Genomic DNA, 20,638 nt, shown 5'->3' on the forward strand with positions numbered 1-20,638 from the left:
AAAGAAATATCAAAAAAACTATGAATTTCTTAAAGATATAATCTTATCACAAATTACACTTGGAGCTTCAGAATACTTAAAAAATTCCATAGAATAAGATGCTCGACCTTGTGTTTGAGATCTTAAATCTGTTGCATAACCAAACATTTCAGACAAAGGAACATAAGCCTTAATACTTTTACCTCCTAAGGAATCATCATCCATTCCTTCAATAATACCGCGACGTCTATTAATATCACCAATCACATCACCCATATAATCTTCAGGAGTTTCAATTTCTACTTTCATAATGGGTTCTAAAATAGTTGGATTTGCTAACTTAAAAGCAGATTTAAATGCATAAGAAGCTGCCAACTTAAAAGCTAACTCTGAAGAATCAACATCATGGTAAGATCCATAGTATAAACGTATGCTTATATCCACCACTGGATAGCCAGCTAATGGACCAGATTTTAACTGTTCTTGAATTCCTTTATCAATTGCGGAAATATATTCCGTAGGTATTACGCCACCTTTAATATCATTTATAAATACATAACCAGAATTTTTTGGTAAAGAAGGAAATAAATCAATAACAACATGACCATATTGACCTCGCCCACCAGATTGTTTAATATGCTTTCCTTCAATACCTTTAACTAATTTACGAATAGTTTCACGATAAGATACTTGTGGTTGTCCAATATTTGCATCTACATTAAATTCTCGTCGCATACGATCAACAATAATCTCTAAATGTAATTCGCCCATACCTGCAATAATAGTTTGATGAGATTCTCTATCTGTCCATACTCTAAAAGAAGGATCTTCTTTAGCTAATCTATTTAACGCTATACCCATTTTCTCTTGATCTGCTTTTGTTTTCGGTTCTACTGCAATAGAAATCACCGGCTCAGGAAAATCCATTTTCTCTAAAATAATTGGATGATGAATATCACATAAAGTATCTCCAGTTGTAACATTTTTTAATCCTATCGCTGCCGCTATATCACCTGCTCGTACTTCTTTAATTTCTTCTCTTTTATTAGCATGCATTTGAACAATACGACCAAATCTTTCTTTATGTGATTTAACAGAATTTAAAACAATATCACCAGAACGTACAACTCCTGAATAAACACGAAAAAAAGTTAAGTTACCTACAAAAGAATCCGATGCAATTTTAAATGCTAAAGCAGAAAACGGTTGTTGATCATCTGCATTACGAAAAATATTAGGTAGGCAATTATTCTTTTGAGATCTTTTAATTACTTTAACATCTTGCGGAGACGGTAAATATTCTATAACAGCATCTAATAATGCTTGAACTCCTTTATTTTTAAAAGCAGACCCACATGTTACTAAAGTAATTTTATTATCTAAAACTTGTATACGTAAACCTTTTTTTATTTCTTTTTCATTTAAAAACTCTGATTCTAAATATTTTTCCATTAATTCGTCATTAGCTTCAGCAGCTACTTCAATTAAATTTTTATGCCATTTTTTTGCAAGTGATAATAAATTACTTGGAATCTCGGTATATTTAAAAGTTACTCCTTGATCATGTTCATACCATTGAATTGCTTTCATTTTTACTAAATCAATTACACCTTGAAAATTTTCTTCTTCTCCAATAGATAATTGTATCGGTACTGCAATAGTATGTAATCGTATTTTTATCTGTTCAACAACCTTTAAAAAATTTGCTCCCATACGATCCATTTTATTAATAAATGCTATTCTTGGTACTTTATATTTATTGGCTTGTCTCCAGACTGTTTCCGATTGAGATTGAACTCCTCCAACTGCACAATAAACCATCACTACTCCATCTAAAATACGCATGGATCGCTCAACTTCAATTGTAAAATCAACATGACCGGGTGTATCTATAATATTAATTCTATGAGGCAAAAATTGTTGAGCCATACCAGACCAAAAAGCAGTAGTTGCAGCAGAAGTAATAGTAATTCCTCGTTCTTGTTCTTGTACCATCCAGTCCATAGTTGCAGCACCATCATGCACTTCACCTATTTTATGATTCACGCCAGTATAAAACAAAATCCGTTCTGTAGTAGTTGTTTTGCCTGCATCGATATGAGCACTAATACCAATATTACGATATTGAGTAATAGGCGTTGTACGAGCCATAAAAATCCTCTATATAAAATAAAAAAATAATTTAAACTCAATGCAAAAATAATCCATATCCATCAATATAAACGCATCTTTTATATTTATAAGATCATATGTAATATTATTTACCAACGATAATGTGCAAATGCTTTATTTGCTTCTGCCATTTTATGTACTTCTTCTTTTTTCCTTACTGCCGCTCCTTTACTTCCAATTGCATCTAATAATTCATTAGTTAAGCGAAGAGACATAGATTGATCTATACGTTTCCGAGCTGCTTCTACAATCCAACGCATAGCTAAAGCATTTCTTCGTATTGGACGAACTTCTACAGGAACTTGATAAGTTGAACCTCCAACGCGACGCGATTTTACTTCAATTACTGGTTTTACTTGATCTAAAGCTAATTCAAATGCTTCTAATTCATTTTTATGTAACTTTTTTGATATATTTTGTAAAGCAGTATAAACTATATTTTCTGCAATTGATTTTTTACCATTCACCATTAAGATATTAATAAATTTTGCTAATAATTCCGATGAAAACTTAGGATCTGGTAAAATCTTACGATTACCAATAATTCGACGACGGGGCATAAAAACTCCTCTTTGCATAAATATTTATGTTTTTGATCTTTTTACTCCATATTTTGAACGACTTTTTTTACGATCTTTCACTCCAGCACAATCTAATGAACCTCTCACAATATGATATCTTACTCCAGGCAAATCTTTTACTCTACCACCACGAATTAAAATCACTGAATGTTCTTGTAAATTATGCCCTTCTCCCCCAATATATGCTGTAACTTCAAAACCATTAGTAAGTCTCACTCTACATACTTTACGTAATGCAGAATTTGGTTTTTTCGGAGTTGTCGTGTACACCCTGATACACACCCCCCTTTTCTGCGGACACCGTGATAATGCTGGAACATTACTTTTTGTTTTTTTTTGTGTACGAGATTTTCGAACTAATTGATTTATAGTAGACATTTAAACTCCATAAAAATTATAAAAATAAAAAAAATTTATTATCTCAAAAAAGTTATAATCATCATTAAGTTAATATTATTATTTTCTTTTATAAATAATTTTTACCATGTTATATTTTTTTTATGTTTTATTGTTAATTGTACAAAATAGTTATAATTAATTATTAAATCTGGTTTATGAATAAAACTATATAAACCGCGAGCATAAAGATCTTTTTTTAAAAAATAAATTACCTTAAAAAAGGTATGAAATTTTTTTAGAAGATTATTATTATATACTCCTAAAACAACCCCATCTTGAATACAAATTAAATCATCTTTTAGAGAACTTAACGACAATAAAGAATCTATTGATATTTTATAAGGTGAATTTAATAAAATATGTAACATAATTATTACCATTTAAAAACAATGTCAAAATCATTAATTTTTTTTTTAATTTTTTTTAAATTTAAAAATTGCACATCTAATATAAAATTATCAAATTTCTTTAAACCACGTTCTTCCATTGATTTTTCACAAAAAAAAAATCAGTAATATCATATAAAAGCAATAATTTAAACGTTTTTATATAATTAAATGAAAAAATAAATTTTGGTAATTGATTTGGTAATAATTGAAAAACACCGTCTTCAATAAAAAAGAGTCCAATTCTTTCGGTTTGTAATGAAAAAGCTAAGATAACATCCAAACCTTCTTTGCTTATACTATTTCCATGTGGTACATTAGAAAAAATAAACGCAATCGATTTCATAAATTTAAATTAATTAATGAGTTAAAATTGTATAATTCGATCACATGAACACGTTAACAACGCTAATTCATATAAACTAAACCATTCAAAATAAGAAGAAAAATTTCCTTTTAAATAGCCTAATTTTAACGCTGTATCATCATCAATCACTCCTCGCCGATGCGCAGCGCTAGAACACAAATAAAGATTTATATTGTATTTTTTTTTTAATAAAACCCAAGATTGTATAATATTAAAATCATCTGTAGTAGGATATAACATATCATTTGCATTATATACTGCAGAAAAATAAAAAAATACACCTTTTAAAGAAAAGTTTTGCGATAACAATGATTTTGAAAATAAAAATGATGTACTAGAATTTTGAGCTCCATATGGTGGGCCTGTAACAAAAATAATAAATTTCATATAAAAAAACCAAAATTTTCATATTTTTTATAAAATGTTGACTATTAATCGTATATATAAAAAAAACATAATCACTAAAAAATAAAAAAGAACAGAAAAAAAAGAAAATAGATTCTTGTGTAACTAATAACTTAATTTTTCAAAAAATTACTAAAAACTCTAACTAAATATAGTTTAAATCTAAAGTATATCTAATTTTTTATTAAGCAAAATATTGTAAAATTAATTTTGATTTCTAATGATATCTGTAATTTATTTATAAATTAATAAAAAGATATTTTCTTAATATATCATGGATATATAAAAAAAACTAAAAAAACTACATAAAACAAAAAAATACATAAAAAATAAGTTATTTTTCATAAAAAATATTATGATAATCATGTAAAAAATTTTAAGAATCAATACAAAAATAAATTAAAAGAAAAAAATAAATATATATTAATATTTTTATGAATTTAAAATATTTTGAACTTGACATAAAGTTTTTTCGCTATGTATCCGCGCATTTTCCGCGCCTAATCGTAATATATCATATAAATAATGTATGTCTTTGCGAAAAAAAAAATAAGATTTTTGAATTTTTAATATCACTTCTAACAAAATATCTAATAAAGATTTTTTGAAATATTGATAAGTACATTTATTGAATTCTATCTCCAAATCAGAAATTTTTTTACCAGTTAATGATGATAAAATTACCAATAAATTAGAAATTCCCGGTTTATTATATTGATCATATTTAACTTCTGGCGGATTGCTAGAATCAGTAAGAGATTTATATAACTTAATACGTATTGAGTCTATTGAATCTAATAAAAAGATAGAATTATTAAGATTATTATCAGATTTAGACATTTTTTTCATAGGATTTTGTAATGCCATAATTTTAAAACCAACATTATTTAAAATAATAGAAGGAATTGTAAAAATATTGCCATATCTTTTATTAAAACGACGAGCAATAGTACCTACTAACTCTAAATGTTGTTTTTGATCTAAACCAACTGGTACAAAATTCGTTTGATATAAAAGAATATCAGCTGCCATTAATATTGGGTAACTAAATAAAGAAAGATTAATTGGGCTATTTTGGTTTAAATTAACTTTATATTTAAATTGCGTCATTCTAGATAATTCGCCAAAATAACTAAAATTACTTAATATCCAATGTAACTGCGTATGCTGATAAACATTGGATTGCAGAAAAATAATGCTTTTACTCGGATCTACACCGCAAGATAAATATAATGCTAAAGTATCTAAAATTCTATTATTTAAAGATTCTTTAGACTTTTTTGGTAAAATAGTTAAAGCATGAAGATCAGATATACAAAAAAAACATAAATATTTTTTTTGAAACTCAGTCCAACGATTAATAGTACCGCAATAATTACCAATAGTTAAAAAACCTGACGGCTGAACACCAGTAAACAAAATACTTTTAGAAATCTTTTGCACATTATTACTACCTTATAAAGGTTTAATATATTATTAATATTATCATAAAGATAAAAAATTTTTCTTAAGAAGTATTAAAAATATTAATCGATAATATTCACTTCAGTAAAATCTTTTATGGTTTGAGAATAATTTTTAGAATTAAAAATAGACGATCCAATAATTGCAATATCAGCACCCATATGTACAATTTTAGAAATATTATCTAAATTAATACCTCCATCTACAGCTATTAAAATATTTTTATTGTATTGTTTAATAAATTTAGAAATTTCTTTTATTTTTTTTAAGGTTCCTGGCAAAAATTTTTGACCTCCAAAACCAGGATTAACCGCCATAACTAAAATTAAATCTATTTCATTAATAATATACTTTAAAAAATCCAATGTAGTAGATGGGTTTAATGCTACGCCCACATAACAACCGGAACTTTTAATTAATCGTAAGATTTTATCTAAATGATTTGTTGTTTCTGGATGAATTGTAATATAAGTAGCACCAGCTTTAGCAAAAGAAAGTATCAAAGAATCAGTCACTGGCGAAACCATTAAATGAACATCTATAGGAACATGAATATTATTTTTTCGTATTGAGCTTAAAATCATAGGACTTAAACTAAGATTCGGAACATAATGATTATCCATTACATCAAAATGAATCATACGGCTTCCTGCGGATAAAACATTATTTATTTCCTCTCCAAGATAACAAAAATTTGCAGATAATATAGATGCAGAAATCAAAAATTGTTTCATGGTCCTCCAAGTGATTTTATATCATCAAAATAGATATCAAGTTAATAAAAAATATAAAAAATTTTTCTTTATCTTTTTTAAAAGCATTAATTTTTAAATTCCATCGTTTAAATATCAAAAAAATTTTTTTGATAACAATTATTAATCGCAGTAATTAATTGAGAATTATCAGTTAATGTATATACTATCGACTTTCCAATAGAAACTGGTAAAACTAAACGAATTTTATTATTTAATACTTTTTTATCACGAGAAATTAAAGATAAGTAATCATTTGCAGACATATTTTTTGGTCCTAAAATAGGTAAACCAACAATATGGAAAATTGTAATTATTCTTAATAACTCTGAATCATCTAAAAAACCTAAAGAATGTGCTAAATAAGCTGCAAGAACGATTCCTGCTGAAACCGCATAACCATGCAACCATTCCTGATAATTCGTATAAGTTTCGATGGCATGAGCAAAACTATGACCTAAATTAAGGAGAATACGATCATTTTTTTCAGTTTCATCTTTCGCTATAATCTTAGCTTTTATTTCACAACATTTTTTTATACAATATAATAATGCTTCTTTTTTCAATTTAATAACAAGATTTATATTTTTTTCTAGCCAATTAAAAAATTCTCGATCAAAAATAATTGCATATTTTATTATTTCAGCAATACCAGAAAGAATCTGTTTTTCTGGTAAAAAAGATAAAAATTGAATATCAATAAAAACAGATAATGGTTGCCAAAAAGAACCGATTAAATTTTTCCCTAAACTATGATTAACTCCGGTTTTTCCACCAATAGATGCATCAACTTGAGATAATAACGTGGTAGGGATTTGTATAAAATTAATGCCGCGCTGATAAATTGAAGCAGAAAAACCTGTCATATCTCCAATTACACCACCACCTAAAGCAATTAAAGTAGCATCGCGTCCATATGAATTTTTTAATAAAAAAGTAATCAATAATTCTATTTCTTTTAAATTTTTATAATGTTCACCATCTTTTAATAAATATATCTGATTCATTTTTGACAAAAAAAAAGCATGATCTACATTATGTTGTGTAATAATGTCTTTTAATCTTTTATTCGTGATCAAAATATATTTTTTTTCATGTAAAAAAAAATTTTGAATTTTATTTTTCTTCAATAATCCCGAACCCAAATAAATAGTATAACTACGGTTACTTAAATTAACGCGAACTTTTTCTAACATTGTATTAATACCTTATTATTTAATTATCAAAAAAATTAAAAAATATCTTTAATATCATATTTTAATCTTAAAATTTTTAAAATCTTATACACAATTGTTTTAACATTGTCGTGATCAGTATTAATCGTAATCTCAGAAATACTTTGATATATCGGATTTCTTTCATTAGCTAATTTTTCTAAAATATATTTGTCAGATTGATATAAATTGGTTAATAAAGGTCTATTTTTGTCTAGTTTTGTACGTAATAATTGTTTTTCAACTGTAGTTTTTAAATAAATAATGATCCCTCGTGTAATTAAAAAATTTCTTGAGCTTAATGAAATAATCGAGCCGCCACCTGTAGATAAAACAATTTTATTTTTTTTTGTTAAGTCACTAATCACTTTTTTTTCTCTTCTTCGAAATCCTGATTCGCCTTCTATATCAAAAACCCACGCTATGTTAGCACCCGTTCTTTTTTCAATTTCTTGATCTGAATCATAAAAATCCATTTTTAAAAACTGAGCTAACTGACGACCAACTGTACTTTTTCCTGATCCCATAGGACCAATTAAAAAAATATTTTTTTCAAACATACTCTTATATCCAAGAAAAATAAAAAATAATTAATTTTTTTATGAAAAATAAAAAAAATTTCGTATATGAACTTATTAAATATAAAAAAAGATCAAATATATTATTAATATAGCAAAAAAATAAAAATAATTATATAAAATATATATATCATTCCCGATTATTTATATTATGAATTTCTTTAATCCATTATTATAATTCTATAACTAGAATATATCTTTTCATGGATTAAACATTGAAATAAAATAATAAAAAATGTATAATTTTGTTTATAAAATACATTAAAAAATAAATAAGGTGAGATGTCTGAGAGGTCGAAAGAGCATGCTTGGAAAGCATGTATATGATAAAACGTATCAAGGGTTCGAATCCCTTTCTCACCATTGCTAAAACTCAATAAATATTTAATATAATTATAATCATTAAAGAAAATTATAAAAATTCCAGTCTTAAAAAGACTCATAAAAAAAATTTATAAAATAATTTTATAGAAAAATTAAGATATAGAGATAGAATTATATATCTCAATTATTTAATAAATTTAACTATATGAATGAGTTCCATGCTGATGATCTGTGATATCTTGAACCCCTTTAATTTGAGGAAATTCTTCCATTAACTTTTTTTCAATTCCATCTTTCAAAGTTATATCAATCATTGAGCATCCATTACAGCTACCTATAAATTTTAAAAGAATATAACCAGAATTAGTCATTTTTATAAATAATACTTTTCCTCCATGTAAAGATAATTGAGGATTAATTACTTCTATTAAAAAATATTGAATTTTTTCTTCTAAAGAAGAAGATTCATTAAGCGCTTTTAAAGATTTTGAAAAAGGTGCGTTTAATGTAATTTTTTTTTCTAAATTATTTTCTATCAAATCAACCTTTACATCTCTTAAAAAAAATAAAATAGATCGGCAAATATAGAGATCAAAATACTTATATGATATTTTTTTATCAGATATTTTATCTATATCTTCTAAAAAACAAAATTCCATACCGCATTCAGCTCGAAAAGTACCGGGGAATTTCATAAAAATTCTAATACCTACTAAACCATCTTGTTTTAACATTAATTCATGTATATATTTTTGAACTAAATTCGAAAAAGTAATCATAAAAGTTTTTTTATATTATGTTATTGATTATATATTTTACCTATATTAGAATAAAATCTCAAGAAATAAAAAAAAAAATTGATTTTTTTGATTAAAAAAATAATTTATAAAATCTTCAGAAAATTTTTTTTAAAAAAACTTATTATGTACATAATAAAACATAAATTAAAAATAAAAAAAAAAATAAATTTAGTATTTTTTCATGGATGGGGGTTAGATTCAAATATCTGGACCTATATACTAACTATATTAAAACCTTATTATAATATATATTTTATAGATTTTCCTGGATTTGGAAAAAATATTAAAGAACCACTTAAAAATTTTAATGAAATTTCTCAAAAAATATTAAAAAAATTACCAGAAAAAGTTATATGGATAGGATGGTCTATGGGTGGGTTAATGGCGACTGATATAGGGCTAAAGTATCCCGAACGTACAAAAGGAATAATTTTAATCACTTCTTCACCATGTTTTATTGAAAAAAAAAATTGGTTAGGAATAAAAATTGTAACACTTAAAAAAATAAAAAAAGAAATTTTAACCAATTATTCAAATTTTTTAAAAAGTTTTCAAGTATTACATATAAAAAACAAACTAAAAATTAATATTCACGTATTAAATTTTAATAATATTAAAAAAAATTTCTTAAAACCTACAAAAAATTCTATAAAATATGGATTAAAATGGTTAATCCAAATAGACCAAAGAAAAAAAATATGTAATATACAAGTACCATTATTACAAATATATGGATCATTAGATAATATGGTACCTGCACGTATTGATGTAAAATTAAAAAATCTATATCAAAAACATTATTCTTATGTTATTCCATATTCAAAACACGCGCCTTTCTTTTCACATCCAAAAGAATTGTGCTATATAATTATGCAATTTATTAACCATATCGATTAAAAAAAATTTTAATACTACCTAATCAAAAAAATTAAAATGGCATATCGTCATCATCAAAATCTATTTTTGAAGCAGATTTAACTAAATTAGATTTTTGATTATTTTCTTGAGAAGGAACGTTAGATAAAGATTCAAGATCATCTAAAGGATTATTATCTTTAATATTTGGTTTTTTTATAAATTTTGAAATATTTTCAGGATTGTTTAAAGTTCCAGTATTTCGATTGCCTAACATTTGCATTGTACCAGTTACACTAACAATAATTTCGGTAGTATAACGGTCTATCCCATTTTGATCTTGCCATTTACGAGTTTGTAAAGAACCTTCAATATATATTTGTGCGCCTTTTTTTAAATATTTTCCTGCAATTTCAGCTAGTTTACCAAATAAAACAACACGGTGCCATTCTGTTTTTTCTCGTGTTTCCCCTGTATTTTTATCTTTCCATGTATCAGAAGTCGCTATATTAATATTAGTTACAGCACTTCCGTTAGGCATATATCGCAAGTCTGGATCTTGACCTAAATTACCAATTAAAATAGCTTTATTAACACCTTTGCTAGCCATAAATATCTTTTAACCTAATTTTATAGTATTACAAATATATACTTATTTAAAAAAATAAAAAAAATATATCTTTATATATTTAAAACATATAAAAATAATATTTATATTTATTTGTTGATATCATAGTATATCAAAATAATATATATTATGACGAGTCAATTTTTATTATTTTCTAAAAAAAATTTCTTATAATTTTTTAAAAAAATAACCACTATATAAAATTTAAAATATATTATATACTTGATCAAAAATAATTATTAAAAAAATAATTTAAAAAATAAATGAATAAAAAAAAAAATAATATAAAAAAAACAAAATTATGTATCAAAGAAAAATACTCAAATAAATTTTCTGTTGCTCCAATGTTACACTATACTGATCAATATTGTAGATATTTTTATAGACAATTAACAAAAAAAACATTATTGTATACAGAAATGGTAACTACTCATGAAATGTTATACAGAAATACTCATGACCATATAAAATATATACCATATCATCAAAATCCTATTGCAATACAAATTGCTGGAAATAATATTAAAGATTTAAAAAAATGCGCAGAAATTGCATATATAATGGGATTTAATGAAATTAATTTAAATATTGGATGCCCCTCTAAAAAAGCTCAACTAGGAGGATTCGGTGCTATATTAATGCAATATCCTCAGTTAATTTTTAATATTATTCAAGCTATATTTAATGCTGTCCCTATACCTATTAGTATTAAAATACGCCTAGGTACACAAGACCAAAATAATTACCAATTTTTATATAACTTTATTAGAACTATTTCTAAAAGAGAATATTGTAAACGATTTATTATACATGCACGTATTGCTAATTTAAAAATATCTAATACAAAAAAGAACCGTTCAATCCCTCCTTTAAATTATGCGTATGTATATAAAATAAAAAAAGACTTTCCAAATCTAAAAATCATCTTAAACGGTGGTATAAAAAATCTTCATGAAGCTAAAAAACATTTAAAAATAATCGATGGAGTTATGCTAGGGCGAGCTATCTATAAAAATCCTTTACAATTACGTCATGTAGATAAAAAAATCTTTTCACAAAATACTGAATTTAACAAAAAAATTTTTTTATATAAAATGAAAAAATACATAAATGTAAATATCTTAAGAAAAATTCCCATAATATATACTTTACGCCATATGGTAAATATTTTCTACGGAAATAAAGAATCTAAAAAATTAAAAAAATATTTTTTAGATCATATAAAAAATAACAAAAATACAAAAATCTTATTTAAAAAATTATCAGAAAAAATAAATTTTTAAGAAAAAAAAAATCTTGAAAAATTTTTTATTATCTTTTACAAGTTATTTTTATATAAAATTCTATTGCATTAGAAATTGTACTTATGAATAATAAAAAAAATTAGTTAAATTATGCAAGAGAAAATATGCTTATGAAAGAAAAAATTCTACATCAAGAAAAATTTAAAATACCTCCTTATTCCTTAGAAGCAGAACAGTCTTTATTAGGAGGGTTAATGTTAGATAATCAGCAATGGGATATAATTTCTGAATATATTGTACAAGAAGATTTTTTTAACCGACAACACCAAATAATTTTTTATGAAATGAAAAGTTTAATAGATCGTGGCTATCCTATAGATTTAATTACATTATCAGAATCATTAGAACAAAAAGGAGAATTAAATAATATCGGACGATTTTCATATTTAGCAGAAATATCTAAAAATACGCCTAGTATTGCTAATATTGTTACATATGCAGAAATTATTCGAGAACGAGCTATTACAAGAGAAATTATCTTAGCTGCGCATAATATCGCTAATGCAGGATATCAACCAAATGGTAGAAAAAGTATTGAATTATTAGATTATGCAGAATCAAGTATTTTTAAAATATCAGAAATAAGAATGCATAAAAACGACGGACCAAAAAATATTGAAATTATTTTAGACAAAACAATCGCTTCTATTGAAAAAATATTTCAAGAACCAAACAATGGAATTACTGGCTTAAATACCGGTTATCATGATTTAAACAAAAAAACCTCAGGCTTACAAAAATCAGACTTAATAATCATAGCTGCACGACCTTCAATGGGTAAAACAACCTTTGCAATGAATTTATGTGAAAATACAGCTATGTTATATGAAAAACCTATTTTAATTTTTAGTTTAGAAATGCCAGCCGAACAAATTATGATTCGCATGTTAGCATCATTATCTCGTATTAATCAAACAAAAATTCGTACGGGAAAATTAAATGACGAAGAATGGAGCCGTATTTCTAGTACTATTAATATTTTATTAAAAAAGAAAAATATTTACATAGATGATTCAGCCGGACTAACATCCAACGAAATTCGTTCTCGCGCACGCCGTATATACAGAGAAAATAAAGGGTTAAGTTTAATTATGATTGACTATTTACAACTTATTACTATCCCAACACTATCTGGAAATAGAACCTTAGAAATAGCTGAAATTTCAAGAACATTAAAATCATTAGCAAAAGAATTAAAAATTCCTATAATTGCATTATCTCAATTAAATCGATCACTAGAACAGAGATCTGATAAAAGACCAATAAACTCTGATCTTCGAGAATCTGGTTCATTAGAACAAGACGCTGATCTTATTATATTTATTTATCGAGATGAATTATATCATGAACAAAGTGAATTAAAAGGTATTGCAGAAATAATTATTGGAAAGCAAAGGAATGGACCAACAGGAACTATTCATTTAACATTCAACGGACAATGGTCACGATTTGATAATTATGCTAACCCTACAATGCATATCAATGTAAAAAAAAATTAAAAATCTATATTATATCGCGTGCAAAATTTTATAAATAAAATATGATTTTCAATCATCGAAAATTTATTGAATTAAAGATTAAATAATTTCTAAAAATTTAAGAACCCACTTAATCATAAAATTTTTTTTAATAAGGTCATTTATTTTCATTATGTTAGTAATAGCTATAGATTATGGAACTAAAAAAATGGGTTTAGCAGTTTCAGAAACGGAACTACTTTATGCAAAACCTATTCAAGAAATTCAGAATAATAATTGGAATGAATTAGATCGAATGATTATAAAATGGTTACCGGAACTAATTATTGTAGGCTACCCAATCAATATGAATGGAAAAAAACAAAAAATTACAAAAAAAGTAGATCAATTTTGTAATAAATTAAAAAAACGTTATAAAATACCTATTATCACACATGATGAAAGGCTCACTACAATTGAAGCTAAATCAATTATTTTTCAAAAAGGAGGATTTAAAGCGTTAACGCGAACGTGTATTCATTCTATTTCAGCAAAAATTATTTTAGAAAGTTGGATTACCACTCAAGATCAAAAAAAACGTATATTATAACTTTATAATATGATTATATTAATAAATTTATAAAAAAATATAATTTCTTTTTATCTCATATATAAAAAAATTTATTAAAATAATGAAATTAAATAAAAAAAATTAATTATTCTTTTTTTAAAAAGAATTTTTATAATATAGTATAAATAAACTATTTTCTTTTTATAAAAAAACTACTAATAAAAATTAAATTTTATAAATATATTCAAAAATTATATTACCTAATTTTATACCGCGTTTTTCATAATTAGTTTGATATAACAACTTTTCTTGCTCGTTTTCCTTTTCCAAAATTATTTTTTTAAAAAAATCAAACTTTAAAAAAATTTTTTTGATATAATTAGCATAAGGCTGAAAATCTGTTTTAATATGTATACTACCATGAGGAATTAATTTTTTAGAAATAAGAGAAATAAAAGATGGATTTATTATTCTTCTTTTATGATGTTTTCGTTTAGGCCAAGGATCAGGAAAAAAAATTTTTATCATAAACAAAGTTTTATCAGGAATCATATTTAAAAAAACATCCACAGCATCATAGTGTATAATTTTAATATTATCAGTATGATACATATTAGCATACTTAAGGCTAGATAATATACTTGGCGGATAGACTTCAATTCCTAAAAAATTCATTTTTGGAAATAATACAGCTTTTTTAATAAAAAAATCACCTTGACCAAACCCAATGTCTACTACAATAGGATTATTGTTGCCAAATATATCTTTAAAAGAAATGAAATGATTTTTATAATTGATCCCAAAACGAACCCATAAATCTAAAATTACACCAGAAGAACTAAAAAAATTGATTTTTCTATACCTTAATACAAAACTTTTTATTCTCTTATTTCTTTTTAAAAAATTTATATTACTATTATTATACATTCAATAACTCCTAAAAACATTATTTAATACAATTAAAATAATAAAACTAAAAAATGATTTTTTTATTATATAAAAAATATTAAAAAATCTATTACTATTTATTGGATATTATTAAGATAAATCAATACAAGAGAAAAGATATGATTTTTTCGCAAAAAATTTTAAATTGGTATCATCTAAATGGTCGTAAAAATCTTCCATGGAAAAAAGATAAAAATATATATAATATTTGGATCTCGGAAATTATGTTACAAAGAACGCAAGTTAACACAGTAATTCCATATTATAAAAAATTTATAAAAATTTTTCCTACTTTAAAAAAATTATCAAAAGCTCCAATAAAAAAAATCTTATATCTTTGGAGTGGCTTAGGATTTTATCAACGAGCACATAATATATATAAAACTACACAAATCATCATCAATCAATATCAAGGAATATTTCCCAATAATATCTCCGAAATCAAAGATTTACCAGGAATTGGTCAGTCTACAGCCCATGCTATTTTATCTTTTTCTAAAAGTTTTTGTTATCCAATATTAGATACTAATATTAAACGCATATTAATACGATATAATTTTTCTTTAAAAAAAAAATCATTTTCTGATAAAGAATTATGGCGTATTATTAACATATTAATTCCTATACATAATGCAGAAAAATTTAATCAAGGAATGATGGATCTCGGAGCATTAATATGTCATTCTAGAAAACCAATATGTATATCATGTCCTTTAAAAGGAACATGTAACTATTATAAAATAAAAAAATTATCAAAGATTAAAATTACTCTGAATAATTCCACTTTAGATAATAAAAAAACTGGCATAAATTTTTTAATATTATATTATAAACATTTTATTTTATTACAAAAACAAAAAATACAAAAATTTTGGAAATCGTTATTTTTTTTTCCTATAAATTATTTTTCTATAAAATCAAATATATGGAAAAAAATTCAAAATAAATATAAAATTCATAAAAATATAAAGTTTATGATACCTCCATTTATACATTATTGTAGTCATATAAAATTATATATTAACTCTTATATAATATACATTAATCATCAAGATAAAAAACAAAAATATTCAAAAAAAAAATATCTTTGGTATAATATTGATCAACCCTCTAAAATAGGCATTCCTGCTCCCGTTTCTAAAATTATACAACTAATAAAAAAAAATAGAAAAAATATTATGAAAAAAATTAAAACTCGCACAATTTTTTGTACATATTTGAAGAAAAATATGTTAGGCTTAGATTATCAATTTTATCCCGGTCAAATAGGAGAAAAAATTTATAATGAAATTTCCCAAGAAGCATGGCAATTATGGATTAAAGAACAAACAAAAATAATCAATGAAAAAAAATTAAATATGTTTTTAGAAAAAGATAGAGATAAACTAGAAAAAGAAATGATAAAATTTCTATTTTAGAAAAAAATAGTTTAATATCTTCAAAAAGATTTTTAAAAGTAATTAAAAAATCTAATATGTATATATATCTTGAAAAAATATTTTTATCATTATAAAAATACATGTTTTTTATAAAAAAAATAAGAATTATATTCAATATATAAATAAATTATTTGGTCTTTTTTTTAAAAGAAATTATCATGTTTCTTTTAGAATCTTTTTAATACTATCAAATTAATTTTTTTAAAAAAAAATCAAAAGTAATTATTAATCTTTTCTCATTTTTTTATAAAAAAAAATTATTTTTTTATAAAAATTAACAAAAATTATTAATATCTTTTATTAATTGATTAACATATTTAGCTAATTGATTTAATAAATATACTTTCTCATAATCATCATTATATAATATTTTTAAAGAATCAATTTTATGAAAATATTGTTTAATAATTTCTGAACGAATAATATTTTGACAATGTTTTTTCCAACTTTGTTTTTCTAATATAGTTAATGAATTAAAAAAATTTCTCGCTCGTAATCTAAAAATAATTTTATATAAACGATGATCATAAAATTTTAAATTTGTAATATTCCAATACTCTGGAGATTTTTTATGTAATAAATTTAAATGTACTTTATCTTGAGAATGAAAAAAATCATAATATAACATTAAATCTATATTCTTTGATTTCAAAACTAATGGAAAGGGAGGATGTATTAAAAAAATAGACAAAATCCATTTTTTTATATCTTTTTTATTTAAAAGAAAAAAAAATTTCTTTTGATATTTATAATAATTTAAATTAAGTCGTTGACACGATTTTACAGACAATGAATTGTATTTAAAAAACATAGGTGACTGATTCAAATAAATAATCTTAATTCCAACTAACAATAAATCTTTAATAGTATAATTGATTTTATTTGATTTTTCATATAATAAAACTAAATCTTTAAGGGATCTTTCTAAATCAAAAATCAAAAGTAAATTATTATTCTTTGGATGATAACCGAATATCATAACACAACTAATATTATTTCTTTTACTACCAAATATACTAGATAAATAAAAAAAAGGTTTGTGATAATTCTTATGAATAAAATATCGTATATTATTTTTTTTAGACATAATATATAACATAAAAAAAAATTTTTTATTTTTAGAACATAATAACTTTGCTACTTCTATAGTGGCAAAAACATCAGAAGAGGCATCATGTACATTCCTATGTAAAATATTATTAATCTTAGTAAATTCAGATAATTTAAAGATAATATGACCTTCAGTATTTTTAGGCCATAAAATATTATTTGGATAAAAAATATAAAAAGCCCGTAAAACATTTAAAATATCCCAACTAGAATTTCCATTTTTCCAACACCATTCATATGGATCCAAGCAATTTCGATAAAATATATTACGTGTTATTAAATTATCAAATTTTAAGTTATTAAACCCAACAATACAGGTGTCTTTTTTTAAAAAAATATTATATATTTCTCTTGCAAAATAATATTCATTTATTCCTTTTTTACATAAATCTTGAGGTAATATTTTGGTAATTAATACGGAATGAGGATCTGGCAAGTAATCTAAAGGTGGAATACAAAAAAAATTTTTTTTTTCTCTATGATATTAAAAGATAAATCAGTTCGGAGGCTAGAAAATTGAGAGACTTTATCTAATGCTGTATGAACTCCAAATGTTTCGTAATCATAAAATAAAAAATATTTAAAAAGTTTATTTGATATTTTTAGCATATTAACCTAATATTAAAAATTTATTTTAATAATTCTATTATTTTACTCCCCTGACTGGACTCGAACCAGTGACATACGGATTAACAGTCCGCCGTTCTACCAACTGAACTACAGAGGAATAATTATATTTTATATCATAAAAATGAAAAAAAAGCAACAAAAAAGGATTATGAAAAGTCAGAAAAAGATAAAAACTTTTATTTTTTAGGTATTTAAAGAATAAATAATAATATTTTTTTTTTTTTTAATAAAAAATATAGATTACTAAAAAAAATTGCTTTATAATATCACTATAATATTTTTTTTTAAAAAAAAATACTTGGCCCCTTAGCTCAGTGGTTAGAGCACACGACTCATAATCGTTTGGTCGCTGGTTCAAATCCAGCAGGGGCCATTAAATAATAATATAAAGAAAAATTTTTTAACTAAAAAATAAAATTTAATGAAATATTCATATTTGAAATAAAAACTAGTTGAGCAATAACTTCTCCAGAATTAATATAAAAATTTATTTTACTTTTATTCCAAATTAATAATTTAACTTCACCTTCATTTAACTTTTTAAGAAAATTTATAAAATTTCCAAAAATAATATTTTTCATAACACCTAATCCAGCACGAGGTAATATTAAATACTGGATATTTTCCTTTTCCAAGTTACAACGATATAAAGAAATACCAGTGGATAACAATTCCGATTGATTAGGCATAATACATAATTTATTTTTTACACATAAATTTAAGTATAATCCTATTACACCATTCATATGATAAAAAAACAATGGTAATTGTAATTTTGTGCGTTGATCTAAAATTTTTAAATGGATTATACTTCTCCAAGACATAAAAATATCCTATATAAATTTTTATACCACACAGATGCTCCAAATAATCTTAACGTAAAAAATCAATACTAAAAATTTATTTTTTTTCATTAATAATTGATATAGTAATATTTGTAAATATATTTTTATAAGGAGAAAAAATAACTTGGTGATCCCCTAAAAAACGTAATAAACCATTCGGTAATTTTATTTCTTGTTTTTTAACTTTAATTCCTTTTTCTAAAAGCGCTTTAATAATATCTTGAACCCCAACAGAACCAAAAATTTTTTTCTTTTCGCTTGTTTTCTTAGATATAATAATAGAATTAATAGACTGAATTTTTTTAATCCTTATATTAGCTTGATTAATTTTTTCAACTTGTTTTTTTTCTAAAGATAGAATAGAGTCTTTAAATTTTTTAATGTTTTTATCGGTTGCTAAGATTACTTTTTTTTTAGGAATCAAATAATTTCTTGCATAACCATTTCTTACTGTAATTAATTGACCTAATTTTCCTAAATTTTTTAATTTAGTTAACAAAATAACTTTCATAAATTAATTATTATCCTATATCACACATAATTTTTTAAAAAATAGAAATTTTTTTTGATAAATTATAATTACTGGTGTTGATCTGTATATGGAATAAGAGCTAAATAACGTGCAATTTTAATAGCTTTTGATAGTTGTCGTTGATATTTTGCTTTAGTTCCAGTAATACGACTAGGAACTATTTTTCCGCTTTCAGTAATATAATTTTTTAACATTGTAATATCTTTATAGTCTACATATTTAATGCCTTCCGAAGTAAAACGACAAAATTTTCTTCGACGAAAGTAACGAGCCATATTCCTTTCCTTTTCTTGAATAAAATTCTAGACTTAAAAAATCAATGGTATAAACATATTATTTTTTTTAATTAAAAAAACAAAAAATAGAATTTTAAATGAACGACAAAAAATTAATGATTTATAGAATTTTTAGCTAAAGAAAAAACATTCTTTTTATGATCATCTCTTATTTTTAACATTGGAGATACTTTATTAATAGCTTTTTTATTAATGATAATTAAATTTCGAATAATATTATTATTAAATTTAAAATGTCTTGCTAACTCTTTCATTAATTTTACGTTAACTTCAATATTTATCAATAAAAAATGAGCTTTTTTTAATTTTTTAATCGAATAAGCTAAAGGTTTTCTACCCCAATCCTCTAAACGATGAATTTTCCCTTGAGTTGCAAGAATCATCTTTTTATATAATTCAATAATATGTGCAATATTTTCGCTTTGATCTGGATGGATCATTAATATAATTTCATAATAACGCATAAATATAATTCCTTAATGACTGTTATATAAAAATATAATTTTAAATTTCTCTGATTTTCATATTTTAACTGAAATATATATAAAACTCAATATAAGATGATTATAATTATTTATTATATGTTTATTACTTATTTAAAA

22 protein-coding genes, 3 tRNA genes and 1 pseudogene are annotated in these 20,638 nt (G+C 23.6%); 7 read left to right on the plus strand and 19 right to left on the minus strand.

Annotated features, from left to right (window positions below; translation table 11 throughout):
* Window positions 1-18 precede the first annotated feature (18 nt).
* The 10 genes from fusA to aroK form a co-directional block, all read right to left on the minus strand.
* Entirely contained in the window at window positions 19-2,130 is a 2,112-nt protein-coding gene (fusA, locus tag APCICONF2801_RS01800; RefSeq protein ID WP_075432276.1) for an elongation factor G, read from the minus strand.
* Between the two features lie 110 nt (window positions 2,131-2,240).
* Window positions 2,241-2,711 (minus strand): 30S ribosomal protein S7, encoded by a 471-nt coding sequence (rpsG, locus tag APCICONF2801_RS01805; RefSeq protein WP_075432279.1) that lies wholly within the window; start codon window positions 2,709-2,711, stop codon window positions 2,241-2,243.
* Window positions 2,712-2,735: 24 nt separating this feature from the next.
* Window positions 2,736-3,110 (minus strand): 30S ribosomal protein S12, encoded by a 375-nt coding sequence (rpsL, locus tag APCICONF2801_RS01810; protein WP_075432282.1) that lies wholly within the window; start codon window positions 3,108-3,110, stop codon window positions 2,736-2,738.
* A gap of 101 nt (window positions 3,111-3,211) precedes the next feature.
* A complete protein-coding gene (gene tusB, locus APCICONF2801_RS01815; RefSeq protein ID WP_075432285.1) occupies window positions 3,212-3,499 on the minus strand; it encodes a sulfurtransferase complex subunit TusB in 288 nt (95 codons plus the stop codon).
* A 100-nt stretch (window positions 3,500-3,599) separates the two neighbouring features.
* Entirely contained in the window at window positions 3,600-3,863 is a 264-nt protein-coding gene (gene tusC / locus APCICONF2801_RS01820; protein WP_154021609.1) for a sulfurtransferase complex subunit TusC, read from the minus strand.
* 21 nt (window positions 3,864-3,884) lie between these two features.
* Window positions 3,885-4,271 carry a sulfurtransferase complex subunit TusD gene (gene tusD, locus APCICONF2801_RS01825; protein ID WP_075432288.1) on the minus strand — a complete coding sequence of 129 codons (387 nt, stop codon included), beginning with the start codon at window positions 4,269-4,271 and terminating at the stop codon, window positions 3,885-3,887.
* 450 nt (window positions 4,272-4,721) lie between these two features.
* Window positions 4,722-5,723, minus strand: a complete 1,002-nt coding sequence (trpS, locus tag APCICONF2801_RS01830; protein ID WP_075432439.1) for a tryptophan--tRNA ligase — start codon at window positions 5,721-5,723, stop codon at window positions 4,722-4,724.
* A gap of 92 nt (window positions 5,724-5,815) precedes the next feature.
* Complete coding sequence (gene rpe, locus APCICONF2801_RS01835; RefSeq protein WP_075432291.1) at window positions 5,816-6,487, minus strand: ribulose-phosphate 3-epimerase; 672 nt, start codon at window positions 6,485-6,487, stop codon at window positions 5,816-5,818.
* A gap of 107 nt (window positions 6,488-6,594) precedes the next feature.
* Window positions 6,595-7,701, minus strand: a complete 1,107-nt coding sequence (aroB, locus tag APCICONF2801_RS01840; RefSeq protein ID WP_075432294.1) for a 3-dehydroquinate synthase — start codon at window positions 7,699-7,701, stop codon at window positions 6,595-6,597.
* A 35-nt stretch (window positions 7,702-7,736) separates the two neighbouring features.
* The gene (aroK, locus tag APCICONF2801_RS01845) at window positions 7,737-8,279 is read right to left on the minus strand and encodes a shikimate kinase AroK (RefSeq protein WP_075432297.1); all 543 of its coding nucleotides are present in this window, start codon (window positions 8,277-8,279) and stop codon (window positions 7,737-7,739) included.
* 294 nt (window positions 8,280-8,573) lie between these two features.
* Between aroK and APCICONF2801_RS01850 the strand changes: the two genes are divergently transcribed.
* Window positions 8,574-8,660 (plus strand) — tRNA-Ser (locus APCICONF2801_RS01850).
* A gap of 158 nt (window positions 8,661-8,818) precedes the next feature.
* Here the strand turns inward: APCICONF2801_RS01850 and APCICONF2801_RS01855 are convergent.
* Complete coding sequence (locus tag APCICONF2801_RS01855) at window positions 8,819-9,400, minus strand: NfuA family Fe-S biogenesis protein (protein WP_075432300.1); 582 nt, start codon at window positions 9,398-9,400, stop codon at window positions 8,819-8,821.
* A 144-nt stretch (window positions 9,401-9,544) separates the two neighbouring features.
* Between APCICONF2801_RS01855 and APCICONF2801_RS01860 the strand changes: the two genes are divergently transcribed.
* Entirely contained in the window at window positions 9,545-10,318 is a 774-nt protein-coding gene (locus APCICONF2801_RS01860; protein WP_075432442.1) for an alpha/beta fold hydrolase, read from the plus strand.
* 31 nt (window positions 10,319-10,349) lie between these two features.
* On the opposite strand, the gene ssb is transcribed toward APCICONF2801_RS01860, so the two are convergent.
* Entirely contained in the window at window positions 10,350-10,886 is a 537-nt protein-coding gene (ssb, locus tag APCICONF2801_RS01865; protein WP_075432303.1) for a single-stranded DNA-binding protein, read from the minus strand.
* A 281-nt stretch (window positions 10,887-11,167) separates the two neighbouring features.
* On the opposite strand from ssb, the gene dusA reads away from it, so the two are divergent.
* From dusA to ruvX, 3 genes are all read left to right on the plus strand, one after another.
* Window positions 11,168-12,187 (plus strand): tRNA dihydrouridine(20/20a) synthase DusA, encoded by a 1,020-nt coding sequence (dusA, locus tag APCICONF2801_RS01870; protein WP_075432306.1) that lies wholly within the window; start codon window positions 11,168-11,170, stop codon window positions 12,185-12,187.
* Between the two features lie 131 nt (window positions 12,188-12,318).
* Entirely contained in the window at window positions 12,319-13,707 is a 1,389-nt protein-coding gene (gene dnaB, locus APCICONF2801_RS01875; protein WP_082252736.1) for a replicative DNA helicase, read from the plus strand.
* 151 nt (window positions 13,708-13,858) lie between these two features.
* Window positions 13,859-14,275, plus strand: coding sequence for a Holliday junction resolvase RuvX (ruvX, locus tag APCICONF2801_RS01880; protein ID WP_075432311.1), 417 nt, complete (start codon window positions 13,859-13,861; stop codon window positions 14,273-14,275).
* 186 nt (window positions 14,276-14,461) lie between these two features.
* Here the strand turns inward: ruvX and trmB are convergent, their stop codons facing one another.
* Window positions 14,462-15,163: a tRNA (guanosine(46)-N7)-methyltransferase TrmB gene (gene trmB, locus APCICONF2801_RS01885; protein ID WP_075432314.1), complete on the minus strand. Its 702-nt coding sequence runs from the start codon at window positions 15,161-15,163 to the stop codon at window positions 14,462-14,464.
* Window positions 15,164-15,303: 140 nt separating this feature from the next.
* On the opposite strand from trmB, the gene APCICONF2801_RS01890 reads away from it, so the two are divergent.
* Window positions 15,304-16,602, plus strand: a complete 1,299-nt coding sequence (locus tag APCICONF2801_RS01890; protein WP_075432317.1) for an oxidative damage protection protein — start codon at window positions 15,304-15,306, stop codon at window positions 16,600-16,602.
* A 295-nt stretch (window positions 16,603-16,897) separates the two neighbouring features.
* Here the strand turns inward: APCICONF2801_RS01890 and sbcB are convergent.
* Together sbcB and APCICONF2801_RS01900 are read right to left on the minus strand one after the other, a co-directional pair.
* Window positions 16,898-18,196, minus strand: a pseudogene (gene sbcB, locus APCICONF2801_RS01895) (exodeoxyribonuclease I); the annotation flags it as partial.
* Window positions 18,197-18,387: 191 nt separating this feature from the next.
* Window positions 18,388-18,460 (minus strand) — tRNA-Asn (locus APCICONF2801_RS01900).
* Between the two features lie 203 nt (window positions 18,461-18,663).
* On the opposite strand from APCICONF2801_RS01900, the gene APCICONF2801_RS01905 reads away from it, so the two are divergent.
* Window positions 18,664-18,736: transfer RNA gene (locus APCICONF2801_RS01905), tRNA-Ile, on the plus strand.
* 31 nt (window positions 18,737-18,767) lie between these two features.
* Here the strand turns inward: APCICONF2801_RS01905 and APCICONF2801_RS01910 are convergent.
* The 4 genes from APCICONF2801_RS01910 to rpsF all read right to left on the minus strand — a co-directional run bounded on the left by APCICONF2801_RS01910 (window position 18,768) and on the right by rpsF (window position 20,500).
* Window positions 18,768-19,187: a hypothetical protein gene (locus APCICONF2801_RS01910; protein WP_075432320.1), complete on the minus strand. Its 420-nt coding sequence runs from the start codon at window positions 19,185-19,187 to the stop codon at window positions 18,768-18,770.
* A 76-nt stretch (window positions 19,188-19,263) separates the two neighbouring features.
* Window positions 19,264-19,719, minus strand: a complete 456-nt coding sequence (rplI, locus tag APCICONF2801_RS01915; protein ID WP_075432323.1) for a 50S ribosomal protein L9 — start codon at window positions 19,717-19,719, stop codon at window positions 19,264-19,266.
* Between the two features lie 68 nt (window positions 19,720-19,787).
* Window positions 19,788-20,015 carry a 30S ribosomal protein S18 gene (rpsR, locus tag APCICONF2801_RS01920; RefSeq protein WP_075432326.1) on the minus strand — a complete coding sequence of 76 codons (228 nt, stop codon included), beginning with the start codon at window positions 20,013-20,015 and terminating at the stop codon, window positions 19,788-19,790.
* Window positions 20,016-20,128: 113 nt separating this feature from the next.
* On the minus strand, window positions 20,129-20,500 hold the full coding sequence (gene rpsF, locus APCICONF2801_RS01925; protein WP_075432328.1) for a 30S ribosomal protein S6: 372 nt from the start codon (window positions 20,498-20,500) through the stop codon (window positions 20,129-20,131).
* Window positions 20,501-20,638: the final 138 nt, after the last annotated feature.

Source organism: Buchnera aphidicola (Cinara confinis) (assembly GCF_900128735.1).
Classification (GTDB): Bacteria; Pseudomonadota; Gammaproteobacteria; order Enterobacterales; family Enterobacteriaceae; genus Buchnera_F; species Buchnera_F aphidicola_L.

Excerpts from the sequence above, each read along its gene's own strand:
- aroK (WP_075432297.1), bottom strand. The coding sequence starts at position 8,279 with ATGTTTGAAAAAAATATTTTTTTAATTGGTCCTATGGGATCAGGAAAA.
- APCICONF2801_RS01855 (WP_075432300.1), bottom strand. The coding sequence starts at position 9,400 with ATGATTACTTTTTCGAATTTAGTTCAAAAATATATACATGAATTAATG.
- rpsF (WP_075432328.1), bottom strand. The coding sequence starts at position 20,500 with ATGCGTTATTATGAAATTATATTAATGATCCATCCAGATCAAAGCGAA.
- tusC (WP_154021609.1), bottom strand. The coding sequence starts at position 3,863 with ATGAAATCGATTGCGTTTATTTTTTCTAATGTACCACATGGAAATAGT.
- ssb (WP_075432303.1), bottom strand. The coding sequence starts at position 10,886 with ATGGCTAGCAAAGGTGTTAATAAAGCTATTTTAATTGGTAATTTAGGT.
- tusB (WP_075432285.1), bottom strand. The coding sequence starts at position 3,499 with ATGTTACATATTTTATTAAATTCACCTTATAAAATATCAATAGATTCT.
- trmB (WP_075432314.1), bottom strand. The coding sequence starts at position 15,163 with ATGTATAATAATAGTAATATAAATTTTTTAAAAAGAAATAAGAGAATA.
- tusD (WP_075432288.1), bottom strand. The coding sequence starts at position 4,271 with ATGAAATTTATTATTTTTGTTACAGGCCCACCATATGGAGCTCAAAAT.
- rpsL (WP_075432282.1), bottom strand. The coding sequence starts at position 3,110 with ATGTCTACTATAAATCAATTAGTTCGAAAATCTCGTACACAAAAAAAA.
- rplI (WP_075432323.1), bottom strand. The coding sequence starts at position 19,719 with ATGAAAGTTATTTTGTTAACTAAATTAAAAAATTTAGGAAAATTAGGT.
- aroB (WP_075432294.1), bottom strand. The coding sequence starts at position 7,701 with ATGTTAGAAAAAGTTCGCGTTAATTTAAGTAACCGTAGTTATACTATT.
- rpsR (WP_075432326.1), bottom strand. The coding sequence starts at position 20,015 with ATGGCTCGTTACTTTCGTCGAAGAAAATTTTGTCGTTTTACTTCGGAA.
- fusA (WP_075432276.1), bottom strand. The coding sequence starts at position 2,130 with ATGGCTCGTACAACGCCTATTACTCAATATCGTAATATTGGTATTAGT.
- APCICONF2801_RS01910 (WP_075432320.1), bottom strand. The coding sequence starts at position 19,187 with ATGTCTTGGAGAAGTATAATCCATTTAAAAATTTTAGATCAACGCACA.
- ruvX (WP_075432311.1), top strand. The coding sequence starts at position 13,859 with ATGTTAGTAATAGCTATAGATTATGGAACTAAAAAAATGGGTTTAGCA.
- dusA (WP_075432306.1), top strand. The coding sequence starts at position 11,168 with ATGAATAAAAAAAAAAATAATATAAAAAAAACAAAATTATGTATCAAA.
- APCICONF2801_RS01890 (WP_075432317.1), top strand. The coding sequence starts at position 15,304 with ATGATTTTTTCGCAAAAAATTTTAAATTGGTATCATCTAAATGGTCGT.
- rpsG (WP_075432279.1), bottom strand. The coding sequence starts at position 2,711 with ATGCCCCGTCGTCGAATTATTGGTAATCGTAAGATTTTACCAGATCCT.
- dnaB (WP_082252736.1), top strand. The coding sequence starts at position 12,319 with ATGAAAGAAAAAATTCTACATCAAGAAAAATTTAAAATACCTCCTTAT.
- APCICONF2801_RS01860 (WP_075432442.1), top strand. The coding sequence starts at position 9,545 with ATGTACATAATAAAACATAAATTAAAAATAAAAAAAAAAATAAATTTA.
- rpe (WP_075432291.1), bottom strand. The coding sequence starts at position 6,487 with ATGAAACAATTTTTGATTTCTGCATCTATATTATCTGCAAATTTTTGT.